The 24025-nt window shown below is 58.9% G+C and carries 20 protein-coding genes and 1 tRNA gene; 8 read left to right on the forward strand and 13 right to left on the reverse strand.

The features are described from left to right. Nucleotides 1-108 precede the first annotated feature (108 nt). From AC07ED_RS09850 to AC07ED_RS09860, 3 genes are all read right to left on the reverse strand, one after another. Nucleotides 109-194: transfer RNA gene (locus tag AC07ED_RS09850), tRNA-Leu, on the reverse strand. 70 nt (nucleotides 195-264) lie between these two features. Next, on the reverse strand, nucleotides 265-750 hold the full coding sequence (locus AC07ED_RS09855; RefSeq protein ID WP_067549763.1) for an Lrp/AsnC family transcriptional regulator: 486 nt from the start codon (nucleotides 748-750) through the stop codon (nucleotides 265-267). Nucleotides 751-1016: 266 nt separating this feature from the next. Continuing rightward, nucleotides 1017-1811: an inositol monophosphatase family protein gene (locus tag AC07ED_RS09860; protein ID WP_105235632.1), complete on the reverse strand. Its 795-nt coding sequence runs from the start codon at nucleotides 1809-1811 to the stop codon at nucleotides 1017-1019. A 150-nt stretch (nucleotides 1812-1961) separates the two neighbouring features. Here AC07ED_RS09860 and AC07ED_RS09865 point away from each other — a divergent pair, with 150 nt between their 5' ends. Then, nucleotides 1962-3929 (forward strand): EAL domain-containing protein, encoded by a 1968-nt coding sequence (locus AC07ED_RS09865; protein WP_158664539.1) that lies wholly within the window; start codon nucleotides 1962-1964, stop codon nucleotides 3927-3929. Here the strand turns inward: AC07ED_RS09865 and AC07ED_RS09870 are convergent. Further along, nucleotides 3883-4797: a LysR family transcriptional regulator gene (locus tag AC07ED_RS09870; RefSeq protein ID WP_105236383.1), complete on the reverse strand. Its 915-nt coding sequence runs from the start codon at nucleotides 4795-4797 to the stop codon at nucleotides 3883-3885. The two genes, AC07ED_RS09865 and AC07ED_RS09870, sit on opposite strands and share 47 nt — an antisense overlap. 91 nt (nucleotides 4798-4888) lie before the next feature. On the opposite strand from AC07ED_RS09870, the gene metF reads away from it, so the two are divergent. Next, nucleotides 4889-5755 (forward strand): methylenetetrahydrofolate reductase [NAD(P)H], encoded by an 867-nt coding sequence (gene metF, locus AC07ED_RS09875; RefSeq protein WP_105235634.1) that lies wholly within the window; start codon nucleotides 4889-4891, stop codon nucleotides 5753-5755. 9 nt (nucleotides 5756-5764) lie between these two features. Here the strand turns inward: metF and AC07ED_RS09880 are convergent, their stop codons facing one another. Both AC07ED_RS09880 and AC07ED_RS09885 read right to left on the reverse strand, forming a co-directional pair. Then, nucleotides 5765-6832 (reverse strand): DUF2235 domain-containing protein, encoded by a 1068-nt coding sequence (locus tag AC07ED_RS09880; protein ID WP_105235635.1) that lies wholly within the window; start codon nucleotides 6830-6832, stop codon nucleotides 5765-5767. Nucleotides 6833-6901: 69 nt separating this feature from the next. Further along, nucleotides 6902-8041 carry a type III PLP-dependent enzyme gene (locus AC07ED_RS09885; protein ID WP_105235636.1) on the reverse strand — a complete coding sequence of 380 codons (1140 nt, stop codon included), beginning with the start codon at nucleotides 8039-8041 and terminating at the stop codon, nucleotides 6902-6904. A 112-nt stretch (nucleotides 8042-8153) separates the two neighbouring features. Here AC07ED_RS09885 and AC07ED_RS09890 point away from each other — a divergent pair, with 112 nt between their 5' ends. From AC07ED_RS09890 to AC07ED_RS09900, 3 genes are all read left to right on the forward strand, one after another. Continuing rightward, nucleotides 8154-8594, forward strand: coding sequence for an Lrp/AsnC family transcriptional regulator (locus AC07ED_RS09890; RefSeq protein WP_067550516.1), 441 nt, complete (start codon nucleotides 8154-8156; stop codon nucleotides 8592-8594). Nucleotides 8595-8664: 70 nt separating this feature from the next. Continuing rightward, on the forward strand, nucleotides 8665-11574 hold the full coding sequence (locus AC07ED_RS09895; protein WP_105235637.1) for a valine--tRNA ligase: 2910 nt from the start codon (nucleotides 8665-8667) through the stop codon (nucleotides 11572-11574). 199 nt (nucleotides 11575-11773) lie between these two features. Further along, on the forward strand, nucleotides 11774-13408 hold the full coding sequence (locus AC07ED_RS09900) for an acyl-CoA synthetase (RefSeq protein WP_105235638.1): 1635 nt from the start codon (nucleotides 11774-11776) through the stop codon (nucleotides 13406-13408). On the opposite strand, the gene ygfZ is transcribed toward AC07ED_RS09900, so the two are convergent. Both ygfZ and AC07ED_RS09910 read right to left on the reverse strand, forming a co-directional pair. Further along, nucleotides 13405-14136 carry a CAF17-like 4Fe-4S cluster assembly/insertion protein YgfZ gene (ygfZ, locus tag AC07ED_RS09905; protein ID WP_105235639.1) on the reverse strand — a complete coding sequence of 244 codons (732 nt, stop codon included), beginning with the start codon at nucleotides 14134-14136 and terminating at the stop codon, nucleotides 13405-13407. The two genes, AC07ED_RS09900 and ygfZ, sit on opposite strands and share 4 nt — an antisense overlap. Before the next feature lie 36 nt (nucleotides 14137-14172). Continuing rightward, nucleotides 14173-15921, reverse strand: coding sequence for an ABC transporter ATP-binding protein (locus AC07ED_RS09910; protein WP_245918065.1), 1749 nt, complete (start codon nucleotides 15919-15921; stop codon nucleotides 14173-14175). A gap of 123 nt (nucleotides 15922-16044) precedes the next feature. On the opposite strand from AC07ED_RS09910, the gene AC07ED_RS09915 reads away from it, so the two are divergent. Further along, a complete protein-coding gene (locus tag AC07ED_RS09915; RefSeq protein WP_105235640.1) occupies nucleotides 16045-17226 on the forward strand; it encodes a pyridoxal-phosphate-dependent aminotransferase family protein in 1182 nt (393 codons plus the stop codon). On the opposite strand, the gene AC07ED_RS09920 is transcribed toward AC07ED_RS09915, so the two are convergent. Beyond that, nucleotides 17223-18329 (reverse strand): pyridoxal phosphate-dependent aminotransferase, encoded by a 1107-nt coding sequence (locus AC07ED_RS09920; protein ID WP_105235641.1) that lies wholly within the window; start codon nucleotides 18327-18329, stop codon nucleotides 17223-17225. The two genes, AC07ED_RS09915 and AC07ED_RS09920, sit on opposite strands and share 4 nt — an antisense overlap. A gap of 102 nt (nucleotides 18330-18431) precedes the next feature. Further along, entirely contained in the window at nucleotides 18432-18995 is a 564-nt protein-coding gene (efp, locus tag AC07ED_RS09925; RefSeq protein ID WP_067549786.1) for an elongation factor P, read from the reverse strand. A 225-nt stretch (nucleotides 18996-19220) separates the two neighbouring features. On the opposite strand from efp, the gene AC07ED_RS09930 reads away from it, so the two are divergent. Together AC07ED_RS09930 and AC07ED_RS09935 are read left to right on the forward strand one after the other, a co-directional pair. Further along, on the forward strand, nucleotides 19221-19541 hold the full coding sequence (locus AC07ED_RS09930) for a DUF6280 family protein (protein ID WP_067549788.1): 321 nt from the start codon (nucleotides 19221-19223) through the stop codon (nucleotides 19539-19541). Nucleotides 19542-19675: 134 nt separating this feature from the next. Further along, nucleotides 19676-21139: a cobyric acid synthase gene (locus AC07ED_RS09935; protein ID WP_105235642.1), complete on the forward strand. Its 1464-nt coding sequence runs from the start codon at nucleotides 19676-19678 to the stop codon at nucleotides 21137-21139. Here AC07ED_RS09935 and AC07ED_RS09940 read toward each other — a convergent pair. The 3 genes from AC07ED_RS09940 to AC07ED_RS09950 all read right to left on the reverse strand — a co-directional run bounded on the left by AC07ED_RS09940 (nucleotide 21124) and on the right by AC07ED_RS09950 (nucleotide 23943). Continuing rightward, nucleotides 21124-21783 carry a hypothetical protein gene (locus AC07ED_RS09940; RefSeq protein WP_105235643.1) on the reverse strand — a complete coding sequence of 220 codons (660 nt, stop codon included), beginning with the start codon at nucleotides 21781-21783 and terminating at the stop codon, nucleotides 21124-21126. The two genes, AC07ED_RS09935 and AC07ED_RS09940, sit on opposite strands and share 16 nt — an antisense overlap. Before the next feature lie 83 nt (nucleotides 21784-21866). After that, on the reverse strand, nucleotides 21867-23231 hold the full coding sequence (locus tag AC07ED_RS09945) for a TolC family outer membrane protein (RefSeq protein WP_105235644.1): 1365 nt from the start codon (nucleotides 23229-23231) through the stop codon (nucleotides 21867-21869). A gap of 58 nt (nucleotides 23232-23289) precedes the next feature. Then, entirely contained in the window at nucleotides 23290-23943 is a 654-nt protein-coding gene (locus AC07ED_RS09950; protein WP_105235645.1) for a protein-L-isoaspartate O-methyltransferase family protein, read from the reverse strand. Nucleotides 23944-24025 lie beyond the last annotated feature (82 nt).

Raw genomic sequence — 24025 nt, forward strand, 5'->3', positions numbered from 1 at the left:
GGCGCGACCATCCGGTTCGCGCCCTTTTTCTATGGTCTCCAACATGGTCTACGATTTCGTTAACCAATGTATGAAGCTGAGGCTCATCAGTAGTTTAGATGATGTTGGTGGTACCCGCGGCCGGACTCGAACCGGCACGGCACTAAGGCCAAGAGATTTTAAGTCTCCGATGTCTACCATTCCACCACGCGGGCACGAAGGTGTTTTGCCCTGCCCCGCGCCGATGGGCAAGGGGCGAAAGGCGCAAAAGCCGCTTTGACGGAATTATCCGCCCGTGGCGACAGGACCGACGCCTTCTTCTTTGACGGCCTGCATCGCAACATAGGTCGATGTGTTCGCCAAGTACGGCAGGGTCGAGATTTTCTCTGCCAGAACAAGCCGATACGCGGACATCGACGCCGTCCGAACCTTGAGCAGGTAGTCGAACTGACCCGCAATCAGGTGACACTGTTCAATCTCTGGCACGCGAATGACGGCAGCGTTGAACTCGGCCAAGGCCGACTCGCGGGTGTCGGTCAGTTTCACCTCGACAAAGGCCACGTGATCGCGCCCCAAACGGATCGGGTCAAAGAGCGCGCGATAACCACGGATCAGCCCTGTTTCCTCAAGCCGCTTCAGACGCGCTTGGGTCGGAGATTTCGACAGGCCGATCCGACGCGACAGCTCGGTCACACTGATCCGCCCCTCAATCGCGACGATATCCAAAATCTTACGGTCGAACGCGTCCAGATCAGAACTATGGTGGATCATCTTGGCCTCTCTCAAAGCAATATCGCCTCAAACTCGGCGATTTTGACAGTGAATGCGCCGCGAAAGGCGAACCTTCAAGGTAAATTTACGGCAAACAAGCCTAACGAGCGGTAAATTTGGAAATTTAGCGCAAACATGCGCCGCAGCCGTTCGCATGAACATCACAAATTCCGCAAATGTCCTGCATTTTGGGCAAAATCAGGCCATCTAACGAAAAAGGGCCGCACCTTGCGGCACGGCCCTCTCATCTATCTGTCGACCAGCGATTACGCTGCCGCGCCACGGATCACTTTCGCAAACGGGCCGAACATGGATTCGTTCGCGCAGATCAGGTTGCCATCCTCAAGGATGTTACCGTCTTCGTGAATCGGCTCCAGTAGAGCACCTGCTTCGCGCACGATAACGAGGCCAGCAGCGATATCCCACGGCTTCAAACGGCGTTCCCAGAAGCCGTCGAAACGGCCAGCAGCGACATAGGCAAGGTCTAGAGACGCAGCGCCCAGACGACGCACACCCGAGGTCGCGGGCAGCAATTGACCGAGGTCACGCAGGGTCTGCGGCAGATCCGTGCTACCAGCAAACGGGAGGCCCGTTGCAAAGATACCGTCGATCAAACGGTGACGACCCGACACACGAATACGTGTCTCGTTCATCCATGCGCCCGACCCTTTTTCGGCATAGAACATCTCGTCTTTGACGGGGTCATAAACCACGCCCGCAACGATTTGGCCCTTATGTTCAAGGGCGATCGACACAGCCCAGTGACCCAGACCGTGTAAAAAGTTGGTGGTGCCATCAAGCGGATCAACGATCCAGCGACGGGTCGGATCTTCGCCTTCGATCTCTTTGGACTCTTCTCCGAGGAAGCCGTAGGTCGGACGGGCTTCCATCAGTTCGGTGCGGATGATTTCCTCGGCATTGCGGTCGGCGCGAGTGACAAAGTCACCAGGCCCTTTGGTGCTGACCTGTAGCTGTTCAACTTCGGTAAAGTCTTTGAGCAAGGCGCGCCCAGCTTTACGGGCGGTCTTCATCATCACGTTCAGGTTTGCACTACCAGCCATCGGGGCCTCCGTTCACGGTCCAAGCAGCGCGTATAGGCAAATCCGATCAATCGGGCAAGGCCGCGAATGGCACTCTTTCGGGAAAAACGCACCGTTAACGATTTGTTTGGTTTTGATTGGCAACATGGGCTCAAAGGCAGGAAGAGGCCCATGATCGCGCAGAGTTTTGATAAGATCCGCTATCAAACCCGTTTTGCCATTCACGTGGCCACGCGGGATATAGCTAAACGCCTCGCCTCTGCGGCGATGATGTTGGTTATTTTGTGGTGGGTCGGCTACGGCACCCTAGCCGTGATCATGTCTGGCATTCTCGTCGCCTACGAGGTCGCCGCACATTGGCTTGCCCAGAAATTGCCCGAAAGGGACGAGGATATCACCGCCACCTATGTGTTCACCGTCTGGCTGGTGAACTGTAGCTCAGTCCTCTTTTACCTCGCGCCCGCGTTCCTTCTGGCGGCAGAGCCGTCGTCCGCCATGCTCCTTGCGGGGTTCTTGTGGCTCTTTGGGGTCTTTGTTCACATCACCAACACCTTCGCCGCCCTCCCGTTCTATAACTGGAGCCTGATGGCACCCTCTTTTGGCTCGGCCTTCGCGGTGTTCTGGCTCGCCAGCGAAAACGCGTTCCTCCCGTCGAGCGAGGGGGAATGGATCATCACCACGGGCATGATGGTCGTCTATATTTTCAACACGTTCGAAACCCTGCACAAACAAAAGGACACCCAGCGCGCCCTCAACGCCGCCCGCGAAGAGGCAAACGCCCGCTTGCGTGCCCTCGAACATCTATCCCGCCATGACCCACTCACTGGCCTATTGAACCGTCGAGCGTTTGATGAAGAACTTGAACACCTCATTGCTCAGCGTCGTTTGGGCAGCGAATTGGGCGTGTTCCTCATCGACCTCGACGGGTTCAAACCAATCAACGACACCTACAGCCACGAAGCGGGCGATCAGGTGCTTCAGGCCGTGGCGAGCCGCCTGTCCAAACTGGTGGGTGACACGGGCATCGTGGCCCGACTGGGCGGCGACGAGTTTGCCATCGCATTTCGAACGATCACATCGGAAAAAGCCGCGCTGCGACTGGCCGACTATATTGCCCGCGCGATCCAAGCGCCCGTGGAATGGCACGAAAAGGAACTCCATATCTCGGCCTCGGTCGGCATCGGCCTCACACGGCACGCGGGCACTACGGTCGAAGGGCTATGTGGTGCTGCCGATCAGGCCATGTATCGTGCGAAAAACAGCTCTGGCATCTCAGCCGCGATCTACCGTGCCGATGATTTCGAACGTCGCCTGTCGCTTGAGGACCGCCGCGAAATCCTCGCCGCGATGCATAACCGCGAAATTCGCCCGTATTACCAGCCCAAGGTCGACCTCGCCACGGGCCGCAGTATCGGGTTTGAGGCGCTCGCCCGCTGGATTCACCCGACCAAAGGTCCCCTGCCCCCGAACCTCTTTATCCCGCAGATCAACGAACTTGGCCTGCACGGTGATTTCCTGTCGCATATGGCGGGCTGCGTGCTCCACGACATCGAACAGCTTTTGGCCGAAGGCCTCGACCCAGGCGAAGTGTCGATCAACGTCCCCGAGGTCGCACTCGCCACGCAATCTGGCCGCGCCGACCTCGACGACCTGCTCAGCCGCCATCCGAACGCCCGCCGCCATATCACGCTCGAAATCACAGAGGACGTGTTCATCGCCCGCTCTGCCGACACCATTCAGGCCAGCATCGCCCATTTCCGATCCGAAGGACTGCGCGTGTCGCTCGACGATTTCGGCACTGGCTTTGCGTCGTTCCAGCACCTGCGCCAACTTGAATTCGATGAGCTAAAGATCGACATGAGTTTCGTCGCCGACCTTGGCCGCGATCCCACCGCCGAAGTGCTGATCCGTGGCTTTTTGGAAATCGCTGACGGTTTGGGCGTCTCTGTCATCGCGGAAGGCGTCGAAACCGAAGCCCAAGTCGATCACCTCCGCCGCCTCGGGTGCCGCCTCGGTCAGGGCTATCTCTTTGGCAAGGCGATGCCGATTGATGAAACCCGCATCCGCCTCTTTGCCGAGTCCAGCCGCGACCTTAGCCCCGTTGAAGTTTCACCGCCTCTTGCCGAGCCAGCCGAATAAAATGCGCAAGGTAGGGCCGCGTGTTCTCGGACTCGCGGGTCGCCGCAAACATCCGCCGCGTCATCCCGACCTGACCGTCCTTGCCCAACGGCCGCGTGACGTAATCTGACGATTGCCGCACCTGACGCACGACCCAGTCTGGCAGCACCGACACCCCACGGTTTGACGCCACGAGCATCAGGATCACCGCCGTCAATTCGACCTGCCGCACCGCCGCTGGTTCGACACGTGCGGGCGACAACAGCATCTTAAAGATGTCCAACCGCGGCCGATCGACGGGATAGGTGATCAAGGTCTGCCCTTCGAAATCCTGCGCCTCGATCACTGCCTTTTGCGCAAGGGGATGATGGGACGAGGCAACAAACACAGGATCGTAGTCAAACAGCGGGTTAAAATCGACTTCCGACTGATCCTCAGGGTCCGAGGACACCACCAAATCAACCTCTTCGCGACGCAGCGCGCTCATCGCATCAAACGAGAGGCTCGATCGGATATCGACGTCCACATCGGGCCAGACCTTGCGGAACTGTTCCAACACAGGCAGCAGCCATTCGAAACAAGCATGACACTCCAGCGCGATATGCAGCCTGCCTGCGCGGCCGTCTTGCAGGCCTTCAAACTCGACTTCCAGATCGGCGAGGATCGGCAAAATCTGTTCCGCCGCTGCCAAGAGACGCAACCCCGATGCCGACAAACGCAGAGGTTTCGCCCGACGCACGAAGAGTTCGACGCCGGCCTGATCTTCGATCCCTTTGATTTGATGGCTCAGGGCCGATTGCGTGATGTTCAACAAATCCGCCGCACGGGCCAGCCCGCCCGTGTCATGGATCGCCTTAATCGTGCGAAGATGCCGTATCTCAATGTGCATCATGAACGAACCTCATGATCGTCGTGAAAGTTATGAATTTGTCTCACATCATTTATTTTGCGACAAGGGGGCATCAACAAATAGGTGAATCATGTCGCGCCCCAATGTCTCGTTCGAATTCTTTCCACCCAAATCGCTGGACCAGTCGTTCCGGCTCTGGAACTGCGCGACGACCCTTGCTCCGATGAACCCGACCTTTGTGTCGGTGACCTACGGTGCAGGCGGCACTACACGCCAGCTCACCCACGAAGCCGTTGGTGCCATTCACAAAAACATCGGTCTGACCGTGGCAGCGCACCTCACCTGTGTTGAGGCAACCCGCGCTGAAACGCTCGAAATCGCGAATGCCTATGCCGAAGTCGGCGTGACCGAAATCGTCGCCCTGCGCGGCGATGCCCCCAAAGGCGCAGAGAAATTCCGCCCGACCGCAGATGGTTTCCAGTCGTCCATCGAACTGATCGAAGCACTGGCTGACACGGGCAAATTCAAAATCCGCGTTGGCGCCTACCCTGAAAAGCACCCAGAATCAGGCGATGCGGCCGCGGACATCGAATGGCTGAAGCGCAAGATTGATGCGGGTGCCACCAGCGCGATCACTCAGTTCTTCTTTGAGGCAGAGACGTTCTTCCGCTTCCGTGACGCTTGCGAAAAAGCGGGCATCGACGCGCCGATCATTCCGGGCATCCTGCCGATTGAGAACTGGAACGGCGCGCGCAAGTTCGCCCAAATGTGCGGCACCTCGATCCCACAGATCGTTGCGGACGCTTTTGACAACGCGGCCAAAACTGGTTCGACCGACCTCTTGGCGACCGCTCTGGCAACTGAACTATGCGACGACCTGATCCGTGGCGGCGTGAACGACCTGCACTTCTACACGCTGAACAAACCGGACCTGACCCGCGACGTTTGCCATGCTTTGGGTGTGACCCCTCAGGTCAAACTCGAAAACGTGGCCTGATCCCATCCATCAGGCCTCGGGCCCGCTCTGTTTCGGAGCGGGCTTTTTCATTTCCAGCCCACGATCCGCGACGGTGTCATGCAACCGTTCGGACGGATCACGCCCAACCTTGCGGCGGTGACGCGACCAAAACAGTTTACCCCATTGCGCCCATGTGCCAACGGATGGCGCGGTCACATCGCAGGGGAACCGATCCCGCCAGCCGTCGGGCAAGGGCAGCCCCTGCCCTTCGAGCCGATCCAGCAACCAAACGAGCGGGATATTCGACAGGGGCCGCACATCCATGCGCCCACCCAATTGTCCACCAACATCGCCATGGGTGCCCTTGAACCAAACTTGTTCGATCTGCCCGTTCCAACGGTTTTGCGGCGCCCATATCTCTGGCAAGAACGCATCGCGGGTTTCATCCAAGGCCAGCGCATGAAAGGCAGAGCGAACACAAGGCTCCAACCCGTCCGAATGGAAACTGTGCCGCTTTTCCTCAAACTTCCACAGGATCGGCAGGCGAAGCCCCAGTGATTTCACCGTATCCCACACGCCGATCGCCGCCACATCGGCAGAGCGATCACAGTAGAGTTCCTTGAACCGGCGAGCAAAGGGACTGCGCCCAGCGTGGGTGTAATAGCGGTAGGCCAGTTTCACATGCCGTTCGGTTGCCTCGTGGTGTTTAACGATGCCGACCCGCTGGATCACGCCCGCAAGCGACCGTACGGCAAAGGCCCCGCGTGAATAACCGATCAGGATAATCCGATCCCCAGGGTGCCAGCGCGAACATAAGACCCCGTAGGCCCGTTCGATCTGCCTATTAATCCCGCGCCCTGCAATAACGCCAAAGGTTTCCGTCCAATCACGCCACTGAATCCCCGCCTCGTAATAGACGGTCAAATTGGCCTTATGCCCCGCCTCGCGGAGCAGTTTGAACGTCAGACCGGCGTTTGTTTCAAACCCCTCGGCCAAGCTCGACATCGTGCCGTCGAGGATCACCACATGGGTCGCGTGTCCACGCTTGCGCCCACCGCCCTCTTCGCTGCGCGGACGACGGTTAAGGAGACCTAAAACCCAATCACGAATGGCCACTTTGTCCCCTTTGGTGAACAGGTTATGCCGTTACGCCTCAGCCTAACGCACAACCCAACAGTGTCCAGCCTAGTGATAGGGCGCGCACAAATCCTTTACCGTAATGGGATCGGACAGGCCGTAGCCGTTGAACCGCGTGGTGACGCCCGTGACATAGGCGCCCATCGACCGAAACACGATCCAATCGCCCTCGGCCAGACCCTCGGGCAAAGCCAGAGGATCGCGCAATTGGTCGAGGCTATCGCAGGTCGGCCCAAAGGCCCGCACGCCCTGCTGCGCGGTATCACGCCAATCACCCTCAGCGCTCATCACGGCCAAGGCAGGCGCGGGCATCGACACCATTTCAGACAGGCCACCGTAAATCCCATCGGTGAGATAAACGCTCTGCCCACGAATGGACTTCACCTGCACCGCATAGGCGAAACTATCCGCCACGAGGCCCCGCCCCGGTTCGCAGATCAAGGTCGGGCGCACGGCAAAAGCCGACATCGCCTCGCGGATCGCGGTAAAGAACGGCTCTAGCGGTTTCGGCGATCCATCGCGCGACGCAGGAAACCCGCCGCCGACGTTCAGGCGGTCCAGCGTCACGCCCGCCCGCTCTGCAATTTGTGCCGCCGCGTGAATGTAGGTCACATAGGCCGCTGGGTCCGTGCATTGCGTGCCGACGTGGAAGGTCAGTGCCAATGGCCGACCCGATGTCGCGACGTAGCGCAAAAGATCGACTGCGTGATCGACCTCTGCGCCGAATTTCGCGCCGAAATCATAGGCTGCACCCGCGACAGGGAGTTTGAACCGCACGGCGACTTCGGCGCTGGACGACACACCTGCAGCGACCAGCTTGTCATATTCTGACAGCGCATCGACCGACCACGACACAACACCCGCCACGATGCCTGCGGCGATTTCGGCCTTGCTACGAACGGGGTTGTTGTAGTGCATGGGCGCATCAGGGCAGATCCGACGGATCAGCGCGATTTCATCAGGTGAGGCCACATCGAATCCGTCCAAGCCCCCAGCACACAGACGCCGCAGCACGTCTTCGGTCGGGTTTGCCTTAACCGCATAGGTCACAAGTCCCGGAAACCCGCGCCGAAATTCGGCCAGCCGAGCATCCAGACGGTCGGGCGCAAAGAAATGCACAGGCGTGGTGTCGGACCGTGCCGAGAGCACATCCGCAATGGTTTGGGCCTCTACGGGCTGTTGATACATCTGCCTCTCCTGTTCGCTTTCCTTTAGTGTTCGCGAAAATTCAGACGATGTGTCGTGGCAGATTGAACAAAATGACTCTGCTTTTCGGCAAAATGCCAGTATCATCGACGATATGACAGAATTGGACAGCACAGACCGCGCCGTGATCGCGGAACTCACCCGAAACGCCCGCTTGCCCGTCGCTAAGATCGCGCAGACGCTCGGACTGGCACGCACGACCGTTCAGGCCCGCATTGATCGGCTGGAACGAACGGGCGTGATTGCGGGCTACAGCTTGCGGCTCTCGGATCAGGTGCAACGCAGCACCATTCGCGCGACCGTGCTGATCCATATCCGCCCTTCTGCACAGGCGGCGGTGTTGGTGCAGCTGAAACGGATGTCCTCGGTCGAGGTGGTGCATACGACCTCTGGTCGGTTCGACCTCTGCGCCCAATTGCGCACGGGATCGACGCTCGAACTAGATCAAACGCTCGACAAAATCGGAGAGATTGACGGCGTTCAGGCAATGGAGAGCCTTATCCACCTCTCAACCCGCATCAACCGCGCAGTTTAACGCCCTTCGCCCTTTCCCTTTCGGCCCCTTTTGGCTAATCCACAGGGCAAGACCAGAAGGGATCATAAAGATGGCGATGGAAAAGACCTTTGACGCGGCCGAAGCCGAGGCCCGCATTTACAAAAAGTGGGAAGACGCAGGCGCATTTGCGGCTGGCGCGAACAAATCGCGCGACGAAACCTTTACCATCATGATCCCGCCGCCGAACGTGACGGGCGCACTGCACGTGGGCCATGCGTTCAACAACACGCTTCAGGATATTCTGATCCGTTGGCACCGTATGCGCGGCTTTGACACGCTCTGGCAGCCGGGTCAGGACCACGCAGGGATCGCGACCCAGCTTCAGGTCGAAAAGATGCTCGCTGCAACGGGTCAACCGGGTCGTCGTGATCTGGGCCGTGAGGCATTCCTCGACAAGGTTTGGGAATGGAAAGGCCAATACGGCAACACGATCATCAGCCAGCTGAAACGTCTAGGTTCGTCCTGCGACTGGTCGCGCAACGCGTTCACCATGTCGGGTGCTCCGAACGCCCCTGCTGGCGAAGAAGGCAACTTCCACGACGCCGTGATCAAAGTCTTTGTCGAAATGTACAATAAGGGCTTCATCTACCGCGGCAAGCGTCTGGTGAACTGGGACCCGCATTTTGAGACCGCGATTTCCGACCTCGAGGTTGAGAACATCGAAACCGACGGCCACATGTGGCACTTCAAATACCCGCTGGCGGGTGGCGAGACCTACACCTACGTCGAAAAAGACGAGGACGGGAATGTCACCTTTAGCGAGGAACGCGATTACATCTCTATCGCGACGACCCGCCCTGAAACCATGCTGGGTGACGGCGCTGTTGCCGTGCACCCTGATGACGAACGCTATGCGCCGATCGTCGGCAAGCTCTGCGAAATCCCTGTTGGTCCGAAAGAACAGCGCCGCCTGATCCCGATCATCACCGACGAATACCCCGATATGGCGTTTGGCTCAGGTGCGGTGAAAATCACAGGCGCACACGACTTTAACGACCACGAGGTCGCAAAGCGCGGCAACATCCCGCAATACCGTCTGATGGACACCCGTGGCGCGATGCGTGCCGATGGTGCGCCTTACGCCGAGGAAGCCGCGAAAGCCGCTGAATACGCAGCGGGCAAAGCATTTACCGTTCAGGAAATCGACGCGATCAACCTCGTGCCCGAAGAATACCGTGGCCTCGACCGTTTTGAGGCGCGCGAAAAGGTCGTTGCTGCGATCACCGCAGAGGGGCTCGCCGTGATGACCGTCGCGACGGACCCGCGTCTGGGCAAGGCCGCGCTAAAGGCAGATGCAGAGGGCGCAGATGCGCTGGTTCCATTGGTCGAAGCAAAGCCGATCATGCAGCCGTTCGGCGACCGTTCGAAAGTTGTCATCGAGCCGATGCTGACCGACCAATGGTTCGTTGAAACCTCGAAAATCGTTGGCCCTGCACTGGATGCCGTCCGCAATGGCGACATCAAGATCATGCCAGAGTCGGGTGAAAAGACCTATTACCACTGGCTCGAAAACATCGAACCGTGGTGTATCTCGCGCCAACTGTGGTGGGGCCACCAGATCCCTGTGTGGTATGACGCAGAAGGCAACGCCTATTGCGCCCCGACAGAGGCAGAGGCCGTTGCGCAATCGGGTGGCAAATCGCTCACCCGTGACCCGGACGTTCTCGACACGTGGTTCTCGTCGGGTCTGTGGCCGATTGGCACGCTGGGCTGGCCGAACTGGGATGAAAGCACCTCGAAATACTTCTCGACCGATGTGTTGGTGACGGGTCAGGACATCCTGTTCTTCTGGGTTGCCCGCATGATCATGATGCAGCTCGCTGTTGTTGACGAAATCCCGTTCCACACCGTCTACCTGCACCAGCTCGTCCGCGACGAGAAGGGCAAGAAGATGTCGAAAACCACAGGCAACGTGATCGACCCGCTGGTGATCATTGATGAATACGGCGCAGACGCGCTGCGGTTCACCAATGCGTCGATGGCAGCGATTGGCGGCGTTCTGAAACTGTCCGAGGACCGCATCAAAGGCTACCGCAACTTTGGCACCAAACTGTGGAACGCGTCCCGTTTTGCAGAAATGAACGGTGCGGTGCATGGCGCGACTGAAATCCCGACCGCAACGGCGACCGTGAACAAATGGATCATCGGTGAAACCGCTCGCGTCCGCGAAGAGGTCGACGCCGCGATTGAAGCATATCGCTTTAACGATGCAGCAAACGCGCTCTACGGCTTTGTCTGGGGCAAGGTCTGCGACTGGTATGTCGAATTCTCGAAGCCGCTGATCATGGATGGCGACGACGCGGTCAAAGCCGAGACGCAAAAGGTCATGGGCTGGGTCATCGACCAGTGTCTGATCCTCCTGCACCCCTTCATGCCCTTCATCACCGAAGAGCTCTGGGGCACGCTGGCCGACAACCGTTCGAAAATGCTCGTCCACGCCGACTGGCCGATCTACACCGCCGCCGATCTGGTGGACGATGCGGCAGACGCCGAACTGAACTGGGCGATCTCGTTGATCGAAGGCATCCGCTCGGCTCGTGCACAGATGAACGTGCCTGTGGGTCTGTATGTCCCCGTGGTCATGCAAGAGGCAGACGCGGGCGCTAAGGCTGCTCTGGCGAACAACCAGACGCTCATCACACGTCTGGCCCGCATCGGTGACATCACCGAATCCGCCGAAGCCCCCAAAGGGTCGATCACCATCACCACCAAGGGCGCGACCTTTGCGCTGCCTCTGGCGGACATCATCGACGTGGCCGCTGAAAAGGCCCGCGTGGAAAAGGTCTTGGGCAAGTTGCAAAAGGAACTCGGGGGTCTGCGTGGCCGCCTGAACAACCCGAAATTTGCAGAAAGCGCCCCAGAAGAGGTGATCGAAGAAACCCGCGCCAACCTCGCCCTGCGCGAAGAAGAAGAGGCCCAATTGAAGGCCGCGCTGGCACGTTTGGCCGAAATCGGCTGATCGGGTTGATCAATGGTAAAGAAGGGGCGGTCCATCGGGCCGCCCTTTTTCTATGCGGTTCTCGTTTTGACGCCGCGACAAACGGTCTGCCCGCGCATAACCCCGTGGACGCGGTGCGAAAATTCACCCTAAACTCTGCCAAACGCCGCCAGTTCGCGGCCCCGATCAAGGAGAGATCGGGCACGTAGGGGAGAGAGTTATGACCGCCATTCCGTCCATTTATGACGCGGGCCTGGACCGCAATGCAGCCAACCACGCAGCGCTGACTCCGCTGTCGTTCATTGCCCGCACCGTATCGGTGTATCCCGATTATCTGGCCGTGGTGCATGGTGACCGCCGCCTGACATGGCGCGAAACCTATGCCCGCATGTGCCGCATCGGATCGGCATTGAACAAACGCGGCATTGGCAAGGGCGACACCGTGTCGATCATCGCGGCAAACACACCAGAGATGTTCGAATCCCACTTTGCCGTGCCGATGTCGGGCGCTGTTCTGAACACAATCAACACGCGGCTTGAGGCGGAAACCATCGGCTTTATCCTGTCGCACGCGGAATCCAAGGTCGTCATGGTCGACCCAGAATTCGCAGAAGTCGTCGATCGCGCGATCAAGATCAGTGGCCGCGATATGCTGGTCATCGACCTCGAGGACGCGATGTATGACGGCCCGGTCCACAAGATCGGCAGTATGACCTACGACGACCTTCTGGCCGAAGGCGATGAGGATTTTGACTGGCAGATGCCTGCCGACGAATGGGATGCGATTTCGCTAAACTACACCTCGGGCACGACGGGCAACCCCAAGGGCGTGGTTTATCACCACCGTGGTGCCGCACTGAACGCGATGGGCAATATCCTGACATGGGGGATGCCGAACCATTCGCGCTACCTCTGGACGCTGCCGATGTTCCACTGCAACGGCTGGTGTTTCCCGTGGACCATCGCCGCGATGGCGGGCGTCTGCGTCTGTCTGCGGGCTGTGCGTGTCGAACCGATCTTCCAGCTGATCCGCGACGAAAAGGTCACCCACTTCTGCGGCGCACCTATCGTTCTGAATATGTTGGCGAGCGCCCCAGACGAGCTGAAAGACTTTACCCACGAGGTCAAAGTCATGACCGCAGCCGCCCCGCCCCCCGCATCTGTCATCGCAAAAATGGAAGCGATGGGCGTGCAGGTCACCCATGCTTACGGCCTGACCGAATGCTACGGCCCGTCTGTATCGTGCGCGTGGAAAGAGGAATGGAACGAGGAAACGCCGAACGATCAGGCGAAACTGAAATCGCGTCAGGGCGTGCGGTATCACGTGCTCGACGGTTTGATGGTGGCCGATGCAGAAACGATGGAGCCTACACCCAAAGACGGTAAAACCATCGGTGAGATCTTCATGCGCGGCAATATCGTGATGAAAGGCTATCTCAAGAACCCGACCGCAACCGCCGAGGCATTTCGTGGTGGCTGGTTCGCAACAGGCGATTTGGCCGTGATGCACCCCGATGGCTACCTAGAGATCAAGGACCGTTCAAAGGACATCATTATTTCGGGCGGCGAGAATATCTCTTCGATCGAGATCGAAGATGTTCTCTACCGTCACCCCGCCGTGTCCGAGGCCGCAGTGGTGGCAAAACCTGACGAGAAATGGGGCGAAACGCCCTGTGCCTTTGTTGACCTGCGGGCCGGTGCGACGGTCACCGCCGAAGAACTGATCGCCTTCTGCCGTGAAAACATGGCACACTTTAAGGCGCCCAAAACGCTGATCTTTGGGCCGTTGCCAAAGACCTCAACAGGTAAGGTGCAGAAATACGTGCTGCGTAACCGCGCAGCCCAAGAGGGTTAAGCGCGCGTAACCTTGGCCTCGCCGGCAGTCATTTCGCCGTCGGCGCGGTCGAAGCGAAGATAGGCGATCCCTTTGCCGCCCGACACGGTGTGCAACACGCCCGCCACTTTGTCGCCCGCCATGATCGGCGTGCCCGCCTCTGCCGCACCATCGACCAGTACCCGCACAAGGCCCTTTTTCAACTCGGTCTTGTGCTTCATACGTGCGGTGACCTCTTGGCCGACATAGCAGCCTTTCTTGAAATCGACGCCGTGCAGACGGTCAAAGCCCTGCTCGAGGATGTAGCTATCGGGGCCAAGCTCCACGCCCGTCTCAGGGATCAGATGTTCTATCCGCAGCGCGGCCCAATCGGTGCCATCATCGCCCCCCTCAGCCCCATAGAGCCGCCAGCCCAGCGCCGCATCACGCGGGTCGGTCAGTGACCCCTCTGGCGCATCGCCCGTGCCGCGTTTGACTTGCAGGTCGGTCGCTGCAATCTGCACATCGGCTCGCAGACGATACATCGTCAGACGTTGCATCAGCCCAGCCGCGAGAGGCGTCGCCACATCGATCAGGATGCGATCCGCTTGCCCGACCATAAAGAAATCCGCCAGATATTTCCCCTGCGGCGTCAGAAGCGCAGCATAGGCAATCCCCTCGATCGGGGTGCGGAGGTCATTTGTCGTCAGCCCATGCAGGAATTTCACACGGTCGCTGCCAGTCACGGCCAGAATGGTTCTGTCGGTCATCGGTTTTCCCTAAGTCGCTAGGGGTGGATATAGGGCTCAGTCTTCGGTTTTGAACTGTAGACGATAGAGATCGGCGTAAATTCCGCCACGCGCCAGCAATTCGTCATGCGTGCCTTGGTCCATCACGCGACCACGGTCCATCACCACGATGCTGTCAGCATTGCGGACGGTAGACAGACGGTGCGCGATGACCAGCGTGGTGCGGCCTTCGGACAGGGTCTCTAGCGCGCTTTGAACGATCTGTTCGCTTTTGGTATCGAGCGCCGAGGTCGCCTCGTCCAACAAGAGGATCGGCGTGTTCCGCACCAGCGCCCGCGCAATCGCGACCCGTTGACGTTGCCCGCCCGACAGGTTTGACCCGCGCGGCCCCGCAGGGCTGTTCAGCCCGTCCGACAAACGCGGTAAGAAGTCCGACACATGGGCGGCGGTCAGCGCGCGCTCAATGCTCGCCTCGTCCAGATCGCGGCCCAAAAGGATGTTATCGCGCAGGGTTTCATCAAACAGCGCAGCGTCCTGACTGACGACTGAGAAGAGCCCCCGCAGATCAGCCAGCCCCATCGCGCGGTTATCAACCCCACCAATCGTGACAAGGCCCGAGGCTGGATCAACCAGTCGGGTCAGCACGTTAAAGACCGTCGATTTACCCGCACCAGACGACCCGACCAGAGCCGTCGTTTTACCCGCCGCAGCGGTAAAGGTTGCGCCCTGAAGTACGGGCAGATCACCATAGGCGAGGTGCACATCGTTCAAACGAATTTCAGGGGCACCCACTGGCGCCGCAGCAACGGTCGCAGGCGAGGAAATTGCTGGCGTGATGTTCATAATTTCGCGGACACGGTTGGCGCTGACGGCAGCGGATTGCGCCGCTCCCGACAGTTGCCCCAAACGGCGCAGCGGATCAAAGACCAGCGCCATCGCGGTGAAAAACGCCATGAACTCGCCCACGGTTTTGTCGCCTGCGATGATCTGCGAGCCGCCATACATCAGCACCACAAAGAACCCGACGCCCGTCATCAGATCGATGATACCGGGGATCATAGCCATGCCGAATGTCGCCTTCACCTCGGCCCGCACACGGCCTTTGGTCAGTTTGATGTAGCGGCCCTGCTGGTAGTCTTCGAGGGTGTTGAGCTTGATCGGGTTGATGCCGTGGAACACCTCGTCGAGCTGGGTCGACATCTTGGTCGCCAGTTCCCGTGCGGCTTGGGTCTTGCGGCGAATATAGCCTTGGACGGCGAGCGACGGCAGAACCAGAACAGGCAGACCGATCAGCGCCGCCAGCGTCCATTTCCAATCGAGCGACAGCGCCACCCCAAAGAGCCAGATCACCGACACGCCATCCCGCACCACGTTGGTGATGATGTTCGTCCAGACGGTGCCAATATTGGCCACATCGCCCTGAACCCGTTCGATCAAACTGCCCGGAGGGTTCGACTGGTGAAACGACATATCGAGCCGCATCAGATGCGCCAGCAGATCGCCACGCATCCAGCCCGAAATCTTTTCGATCACCGATTTCATCACGACCTTCTGCCCGACCGAGGTCACGGCCCGCACGGTAAAGATCACGAAAATCGCGATGCCGACCGACCACAGCGCAGAGGATTCACCTGCCACCAGCACGTTGTCGAACATCGGTTTCATAACCAGAGACAACACGCCGACCATCGAGCCTTCGATCACCATCAACAGCGCAGCCCCTAGCAGGCTCCCCGATTGACGGCGGAGGTAGTTTGCCCAGAACCAGCGCAGAAGGCTGCCAACGGGTAGTTTCGTGTCTGACACTGTTATCCCTTTCGGTCTCTTGTCTTGGGGATACCGATAAACCGTTCGTATGGAAAGACTTCGCCGATTGACGCGGCGGGAAGCCGCGTTAGTGTCACGGTGATTTTTGAATAGGTGATCAGAATGTCTCTTTCCAACGGCCGCCCTTACCTTGCCATCCCTGGACCTTCGGTACTGCCGGATCGTGTGGTGCAAGCGATGATGCGGCCTTCGCCCAATATCTATCAGGGCGAATTGGTCGATATGACGGCCACCATTATCCCTGACCTGAAATCGGTTGCCCGCACCACGTGCCATGTGGCGATCTACATCGCCAACGGTCACGGCGTATGGGAAGCAGCACTGTCGAACGTCCTGTCACGGGGCGATAAAATCCTTGTTCTGGTCACGGGGCGGTTTGGGCATGGCTGGGCCGAAATGGCGCGGGGTCTGCACCTCGACCTTGAGGTGATGGATTTTGGCCAGCAGGCCTCTATTGACCTGAACCAAGTCGAAACCCGCCTGAAGGCCGATACAGACCACAGCATTAAGGCCGTTCTGGCAGTGCATGTGGATACCTCCACCTCGATCAAGAACGACATTGCGGGCGTGCGTCAGGCGATGGACGCCGCGGGGCACCCTGCTGTTTTGATGGCGGATTGCATCGCGTCGATGGGTTGTGATCGGTTTGAAATGGACGCATGGGGCGCCGATGTCACAATCGCGGCGAGCCAAAAGGGTCTGATGACCCCTGCGGGACTAGGCTTTGTCTGGTTCAACGAACGTGCGGCTGCGGCCCGTGAAAGCGCTGATCTGGCAACGCGGTATTGGGACTGGAAACCGCGCGTTTCGCCAGAGATGTTCTATCAACACTTTGCAGGCACCCCGCCGACGCATCACCTCTTTGGGCTGCGTGCGGCCTTGGACCTGATCAACGAAGAAGGCATCGAACAGGTCTGGGCGCGTCACGAAACGCTCGCCCGCGCGGTTTGGGCTGCGGTCGAGGCATGGGGTCAGGGCGGTGAAATGCGGCTCAACATGGCGGACCCTGCGGGGCGCGGCCATTCGGTGACGTCGATCTACCTCGGTGGCAATGACGCCGACCGTCTGCGCCACTGGTGCGAAGAACATGCGGGCGTGACGCTGGGCATTGGACTTGGTCGTGAACCAACCTCGGCTTGGTTCCGTATCGGTCACATGGGTCACGTGAACGCGCATATGGTGCTGGGCACGCTGTCGGTGATTGATGCGGGCCTTAAAGCGCTGCAAATCCCACATGGGGACGGCGCGCTTTCGGCAGCAACTTCGGTGGTCGCGGGGGTTTAACCCCGCGCATCGGCCAAGGCATCAGGCAGGGCCGCGGCCAAAAGGTCGAGGTCACTCTCCGTGCCGCAGCTGATCCGAATGCAGCGATCCTGCGGCGCGACAAACGGCATCCGCACAAACAGCCCACGGCGCAACAGACCGTTCAGAACGGTTCGGGCAAAGGCACCGTCCTGCCCGCAATCCACGCAAACGAAATTGGTGGCCGATGGCACAGAGGTCAGCCCATTGTCGGCGGCAATCGCAGCGATCCGATCACGGGCGTTCGCCACCTGCCCGACCACATGGCCCAACCATTCGCGATCCTGAAACGCGGCCAAGGCGCCCGCTTGGGCCACATTCCCCATCCCGAAATGGTTCCGCACGCGGTCAAAGCCCGCGATCAGTTCTTTGCCGCCAACCGCATAGCCAACCCGCAGACCGGCCAAGGCGAACGCCTTTGAAAAGGTGCGCATCCGAATGAAACGAGGATCAACGGGCAGGTCCAAGGCCGTGCCTTCGGGCGCAAAGTCGATATAGGCCTCGTCCACGATCAGCAGCGCCCCTTCGGGCAGGCGATCCACCATGCTGGCGATCACCTCACCACGGTGATGGGTGCCCATCGGGTTATCAGGGTTCGCGATATAGATCAGCTTTGCGCCAACCTCTGCGGCCTTCGCGATGAGGGCATCGGGGTCCTCGTGGTCGCCCTTGAACGGGACCTTGTGCAGCACGCCACCGTAGCCCGCGACGTGATAGTTGAACGTTGGATATGCCCCGTCCGAGGTCACAACCGCGTCCCCATCGGCTACCATCAACCGCACCAACATGCCCAAGAGCCCGTCAATACCTTCGCCAATCGCGATGTGGTCCACGGTCGTGCCGTGATGCGCGGCAATCGCGGCCTTTAGGTCGTAGCTTTCGGAATCACCGTATTTCCAGGCCTCGGACGCGGCGGCTTGCACGGCGGCGATGGCTTTGGGCGACGGGCCAAAGACGTTTTCGTTCGCGCCAATACGCGCGGCAAAGGGACGGCCACTGGCACGCTCCATCACTTCGGCCCCGACAAAGGGCACAGTGGCAGGAAGCGATGCGATGAGCGGGGTAAATCGGGGGGCGTTTGTCATGGTGACAACATGGTTAACCGCCCTGCCCCACACCATGCAAGCAAAGACAAAGGGCGCGAGATTTTTCCCGCGCCCTTCGTTCAAATCACCAAAACGAACCGATTAGGCGCGTTCGGAATATTCCATCGAGTCTGTGTTCACGATGATCATCTCGTCGGTCGCGATGAACGGCGGAACCATGATGCGCACACCGTTGTCGAGGATCGCTGGCTTGTAAGAGTTCGCAGCGGTCTGGCCTTTAACAACCGGCTCAGTCTCAACGATCTTGCAGGTGACTTTCTGCGGGATCGAAACGCCGAGAGCTTCTTCGCCATAGTATTCGACGGTTGCCGTCATGCCGTCCTGCAGGAACGGACGACGTTCGCCCAACAGTTCCGAGTCGATCTCGACCTGTTCAAAGGTTTCAGTGTCCATGAACACCAGACGACCGTCGGTTTCATAAAGGAACTGCTGGTCCTTCTGGTCGAGGCGCACGCGCTCTACCTTGTCTTCGGACCGGAAACGTTCGTTCAGCTTGCGGCCATCACGAATGTTTTTCATTTCGACCTGCGCAAATGCGCCGCCTTTACCGGGTTTCACGTGACCCACTTTAACAGCAGCCCACAGACCGCCTTCGTGTTCAAGGATGTTACCTGGTTTAATTTCGTTACCGTTGATTTTGGGCATCGGACATTTATCTCGATTATGTGACTGGTGGTTGCCGGAAAGCGGCGAGCCCCTATATCGGAACAACAAACCGGCGTTTAGGCGCTAGATATGCCAAAACTGTGGATTTACCTATGCAGAGAGTGCATAGCTGCCATTCCAAATCAAGACCCCCGAATCGGATCAAAATAGGCATATTGCGCTGCACGCCGTAACCACAAGAGCAAAAACAACAAAGGACGCGAAATGGCTGATTTCGTAGATGGCACCGCTTTCAACAACGAACAGGGCAACCGTGCACGCAAACTCTTTGCTGCTGTTGTTCTCGCTGCGTTGGATGACGCGATTGCTGATGACAAAAAGTACGGCAATGGTCCGGAACAGATCGCACGTTGGGCGCGGTCGCGTGATGGCCGTGAAGTTTTGTCCTGCGCTGGCATCGACCCGAACGAACGTGTTGTGAAGGGTCTGATGGAATTCGTTGGTAAAGGTATCCGTACCTCTGTTGCGCTGTCGCGCGAAGAGAGCGAACGCCGCAACGCTGCTGCACAAGACGAAGCCGCCTAAGGTTTCATGTATCGGGCCTCTCGCCCACCCAAACGCAAACGCGGTCCTCTGCTCGGGCCGCGTTTTCGTTTTTAAGGGTCCGCGTGCCGCATCGGGGCTTTCGCGAACCCCTGCCCCACCGTAGAACAGGCGCCATGGCAAAGGCGATTATGATTCAGGGTGCTGGTTCCAACGTGGGGAAATCCATGGTGGTGGCTGGCCTATGTCGCGCCTTTCGCAAACGTGGCCTCTCGGTCGCGCCGTTCAAACCGCAGAACATGTCGAACAACGCCGCAGTCACCTCTGACGGCGGAGAGATTGGTCGCGCACAGGCGCTTCAGGCGCTGGCTTGTGGGTTGGCCCCGCATACGGACATGAACCCTGTTTTGCTCAAACCCGAAACGGATGTGGGCGCACAGGTGATCGTGCAGGGCAAACGGCTGACCACGCTCAAGGCGCGCGACTACGGTAAGATGAAGTCGACGCTCATGGTGTCGGTCCTCGACAGCTTTCACCGTTTGGCGCAGGCCCACGACCTGATCATCATCGAAGGCGCTGGATCGCCCGCCGAAGTGAACCTGCGGGACGGCGACATCGCGAACATGGGCTTTGCCGAGGCCGCTGGCGTCCCCGTTATACTCTTTGGCGACATCGACCGTGGCGGCGTGATTGCGCAGCTCGTCGGCACCCATGTCATCCTGCCCGAAGACGACCGCAATCGGATCAAAGGCTTTGGCATCAACAAATTCCGTGGTGACACCAGCCTCTTTGCCGAAGGGATGACAGCGATTGTGGATCACACAGGCTGGGCCCCTCTGGGTATCCTGCCGTGGTTCGATCAGGCGTGGCGTCTGCCTGCCGAGGACGTGATGGACCTCAAGGGTCGCCCCGGTGGCGCGTTCAAAATCGCCGTGCCGCGACTCAATCGGATCGCGAATTTCGACGACCTCGACCCGCTGTCCGCTGAACCCAACGTGACCGTTGAGATCGTTGAGGCTGGCCGCCCGCTGCCCGCCGATGCCGACCTCATTCTAATCCCTGGCAGCAAATCGACCATCGCTGACCTTGCGCATTTCCGCGCCCAGGGCTGGGATATTGACCTGCAAGCCCATATCCGCCGCGGTGGTCGTGTGCTGGGGATTTGTGGCGGGTATCAGATGCTTGGCCGTGAAATTCGCGATGATGACGGGATTGAAGGCGTACCCTCGCGCGTTGCGGGCCTCGGTCATCTGGATGTGGTCACAGAGATGAAGCCGCACAAGCGCCTCACCCTCTCAAACGCCCGCCATATCGAAAGCGGCGAGCCTGTCACTGGCTACGAAATCCACATCGGCGAAACCGATGGCCCTGATCGCGACCGCGCATGGCTGACGCTGGATGGACGCGGCGAAGGGGCGCAGAGCCAGAATGGCCTTGTCCAAGGCTGCTATATCCACGGGCTGTTTGCCGCTGACGGCTTCCGCGCCGAATACATGCGCAGCTTTGGTATCCGTTCCGAGGCGCACTATGACCAAAGTGTTGAGGACGCGTTGGACGCATTGGCCCAGCACATGGAAACGCATTTAGATGTGGATATGGTGGCCGAACTGGCCGCGCCCGTGACTTATTCGAATTCCTGAGACGACAGGACGCGATAAATCTCACGACGGACCAGCTTGCGCACATTGCGCGTGATCCGTTCGCCCAAAGCCCCCTGCAGTTCAGAGCGCACAATCTCGGTCACCATCTGGCGCAGTTTGTCCTCATCAATGAGGGCACCACCGTCGAGGTATTCGTCGATCTGCCCATCGAGGTCCGATAGATCGGGATCATCGCTCGCCACGACTTGATCGTCGTCTTGCACGGCGGGTTCACCCTGCAAATCAGCGGTCAGAACATCGGCATCATCGATGGTCGCGCTGCGCAGCGATGGGAACGGTTCGGGCGTGTCGATCAAATCTTCGACATTATCGCCTTCGGGTTCCCAATCCTGATGCTCTGATTTGGTAACGGCTTGTTCCAACTCAGCAATCATCTGTTCCAGTTCTGTCATCGCAGAGCCCTCTTGCGGGGCCTCTTTGACCGGCGCTGGCGCGGGTTCGACCACGCGCAATGCAGGCGTCAGAACGAATTTTTCAGGCTGAGGATCGAAATGGTCAGGCTCTGCCACGTCTTCGGGAACGGAGTGCGGAGCGGGCTGCGCCGACCACTCGTTATCCGACACCAGACGGCGGATAGAAGATAGGACATCTTCGATCTCTACATTTGCGCGTTGGTCAGACATAACGATTTTCCTGCTCACTCAACGGTGAGTGTAACGAAAGCTACGCTCTCAGACAACCGACACGACGCGCTTGGCTGGGTAAATTATTCCAGCGCCTGCAAAACGCGGTCGAGCGCACGGCCTTGGGCCGAGGAACGGATGGGCGCGTTTGCAACCATGTTGTAATGGCCCTCAACATCATACTGGGTCACAGGCAGGTTCAAATGCTCTGCCGTCAAAAGACCCGTTGCGTAGAGAATGTTGTAGCTGGCCAGAACGACATTGGCGTTTGCCTGAACCAAGTTCGCCCGCGCATCGAGCAAGGATTGTTCGGCGTTCAGCACGTCAATCGTTGTGCGCGACCCAGCGGCGGCCTCTTCGCGGACACCATCAAAGGCAAGCTGCGCTGCCGCAACACCCTGACGATAGGCATCCGACGCAGCCACAGCCGCACGGTAGTTCGAGAACGCATTTGTCACGCCCTGCTCAACACTCAGCGTTGTCAGATGCAGACCCGCACGCGCCTGATCGCGTTGCGCATTTGCCTTGCGGACCGCGCTCGAGATCGCGCCACCTGCGTAGATCGGACCAGAGACCGACACGCCATAAGAGGTGCTGTCGTTAAAGCTGCCACCATCGACGCGGCGTTCAGTAAAGGACGCGCTCAGATCAACGGAAGGCATGTTCGACGCTTGAGCGATGCGAACACCCAGTTCAGCCGCCGCAATCGCGTGCTGGACCGAAAGGATCGACGGGTGCGCACGCAGCGCGTATTCGGTTGCGGCATCTTGCGTCATGCCAACATCCGCACGCGGCGCGCTTTGCAGCGAAACAGGTGCGGTGCCGACGGCGACACGGTATTGTTCTTGGGCTTGGATCAGATCACCCTGCGCAACGGCCAAAAGGCTGCGAGCAGAGGCAAGCTGCGCCTCGGCCAGTGACACGTCGGTGCGGGTCACTTCACCCACGCTGAAACGGTCCTGCGCGGCACGCAGTTCTTCGGACAGCACACGGACGTTCGATTGACGCAGGTTTACGAATTCTTGCGCGGTGCGCACACCCAGATAAGCGGAAATCGCAGAGAGCAGAACGTTTTGCTCTGCCGCAACGAGGTCTTCACGCGCTCCCAGAACGAGTTCTTTGCTCGCATCGAGTGCTAGCTTGTTCGCGCCACCTTGATACAGGGTCAGTTGCGAAATCAGGCTGTAGGTTTCGGTCCAATACTCAGCACCAGAATTGTCCGGCGAATGCGTCGCGTTCGCGCTATAGGACAATGTAGGACGCAGCGAGGCCATAGCAGAGGCGACATCTTCGTCGGCAGCACGCAGGACCGCGCGGTTTTGGTCCAATAGACCACTGGAATTATACGCCGAAACCAGCGCGCCACCCAGCGTTTCAGCAAAGGCAGCGGGAGAGGTAACAATCAGCGCGACGACGGCGGCCGCAGAGGCAAAAGTTTTTCGAAACATAACAATTCCTTTATGCTTTTGGGCCTCTTCGCGCAACCGCCGAAATCGCGGCAAATTGTCAAAGGGCGAATTCTGCTTTCTTAGCGAACCCAGTCAAAACAGGCGCGCCAGCGTTAAACGCCATACGCCAGTTAATCCGTTGGTCCATTTTGTAACCAATACGGACAACGCCCAGATCGCCTTCTGCAAAGATAGATACGATGCGACCACCGTCTTTCAACTGCGCGAGCAGAGAATCAGGCAGCACTTCGACAGCGCCTTGCAGGATGATGACATCGTAAGGACCAGACTTCGCAGCGCCCTCAGCTAAAGCGCCCGAGATGATCGCCGCGTTATCAATGCCCTGCTCAGAGAGAATCGATTGAGCCTCTTCCGCGCGGGATTCGTCGTCTTCGACGCCGATCACGAACTCGGCCATGTGGGCGAGAACAGCGGTGGAGTAGCCCAGACCCGGCGCGATATCGAGGATCACTTCGGTCGGTTTGATGTCCAAAACATCGAGCATCTTTGCCAATGTGCGCGGCTCCAAGAGCACACGACCGCCACCAATATCGAGGTTTTCGCCAATATAGGCAGCCTCACGCATGGTGGAGGGCACGAATGCCTCACGTGGAACCGATAGCATCGCGTCGATGATCGGGAATTTTGTCACGTCCGAGGGACGTACTTGGGTGTCGACCATCATGGTCCGGCGGGTGGTATAATCTGCCACGGTCTAAACTCTTTCGTTCAGTTCCAATTGGGGTCTTGCCATATCTACCCCGAACGATCAACGGCGGAAAGGTAAAGATTCC

Source organism: Aestuarium zhoushanense (assembly GCF_056431045.1).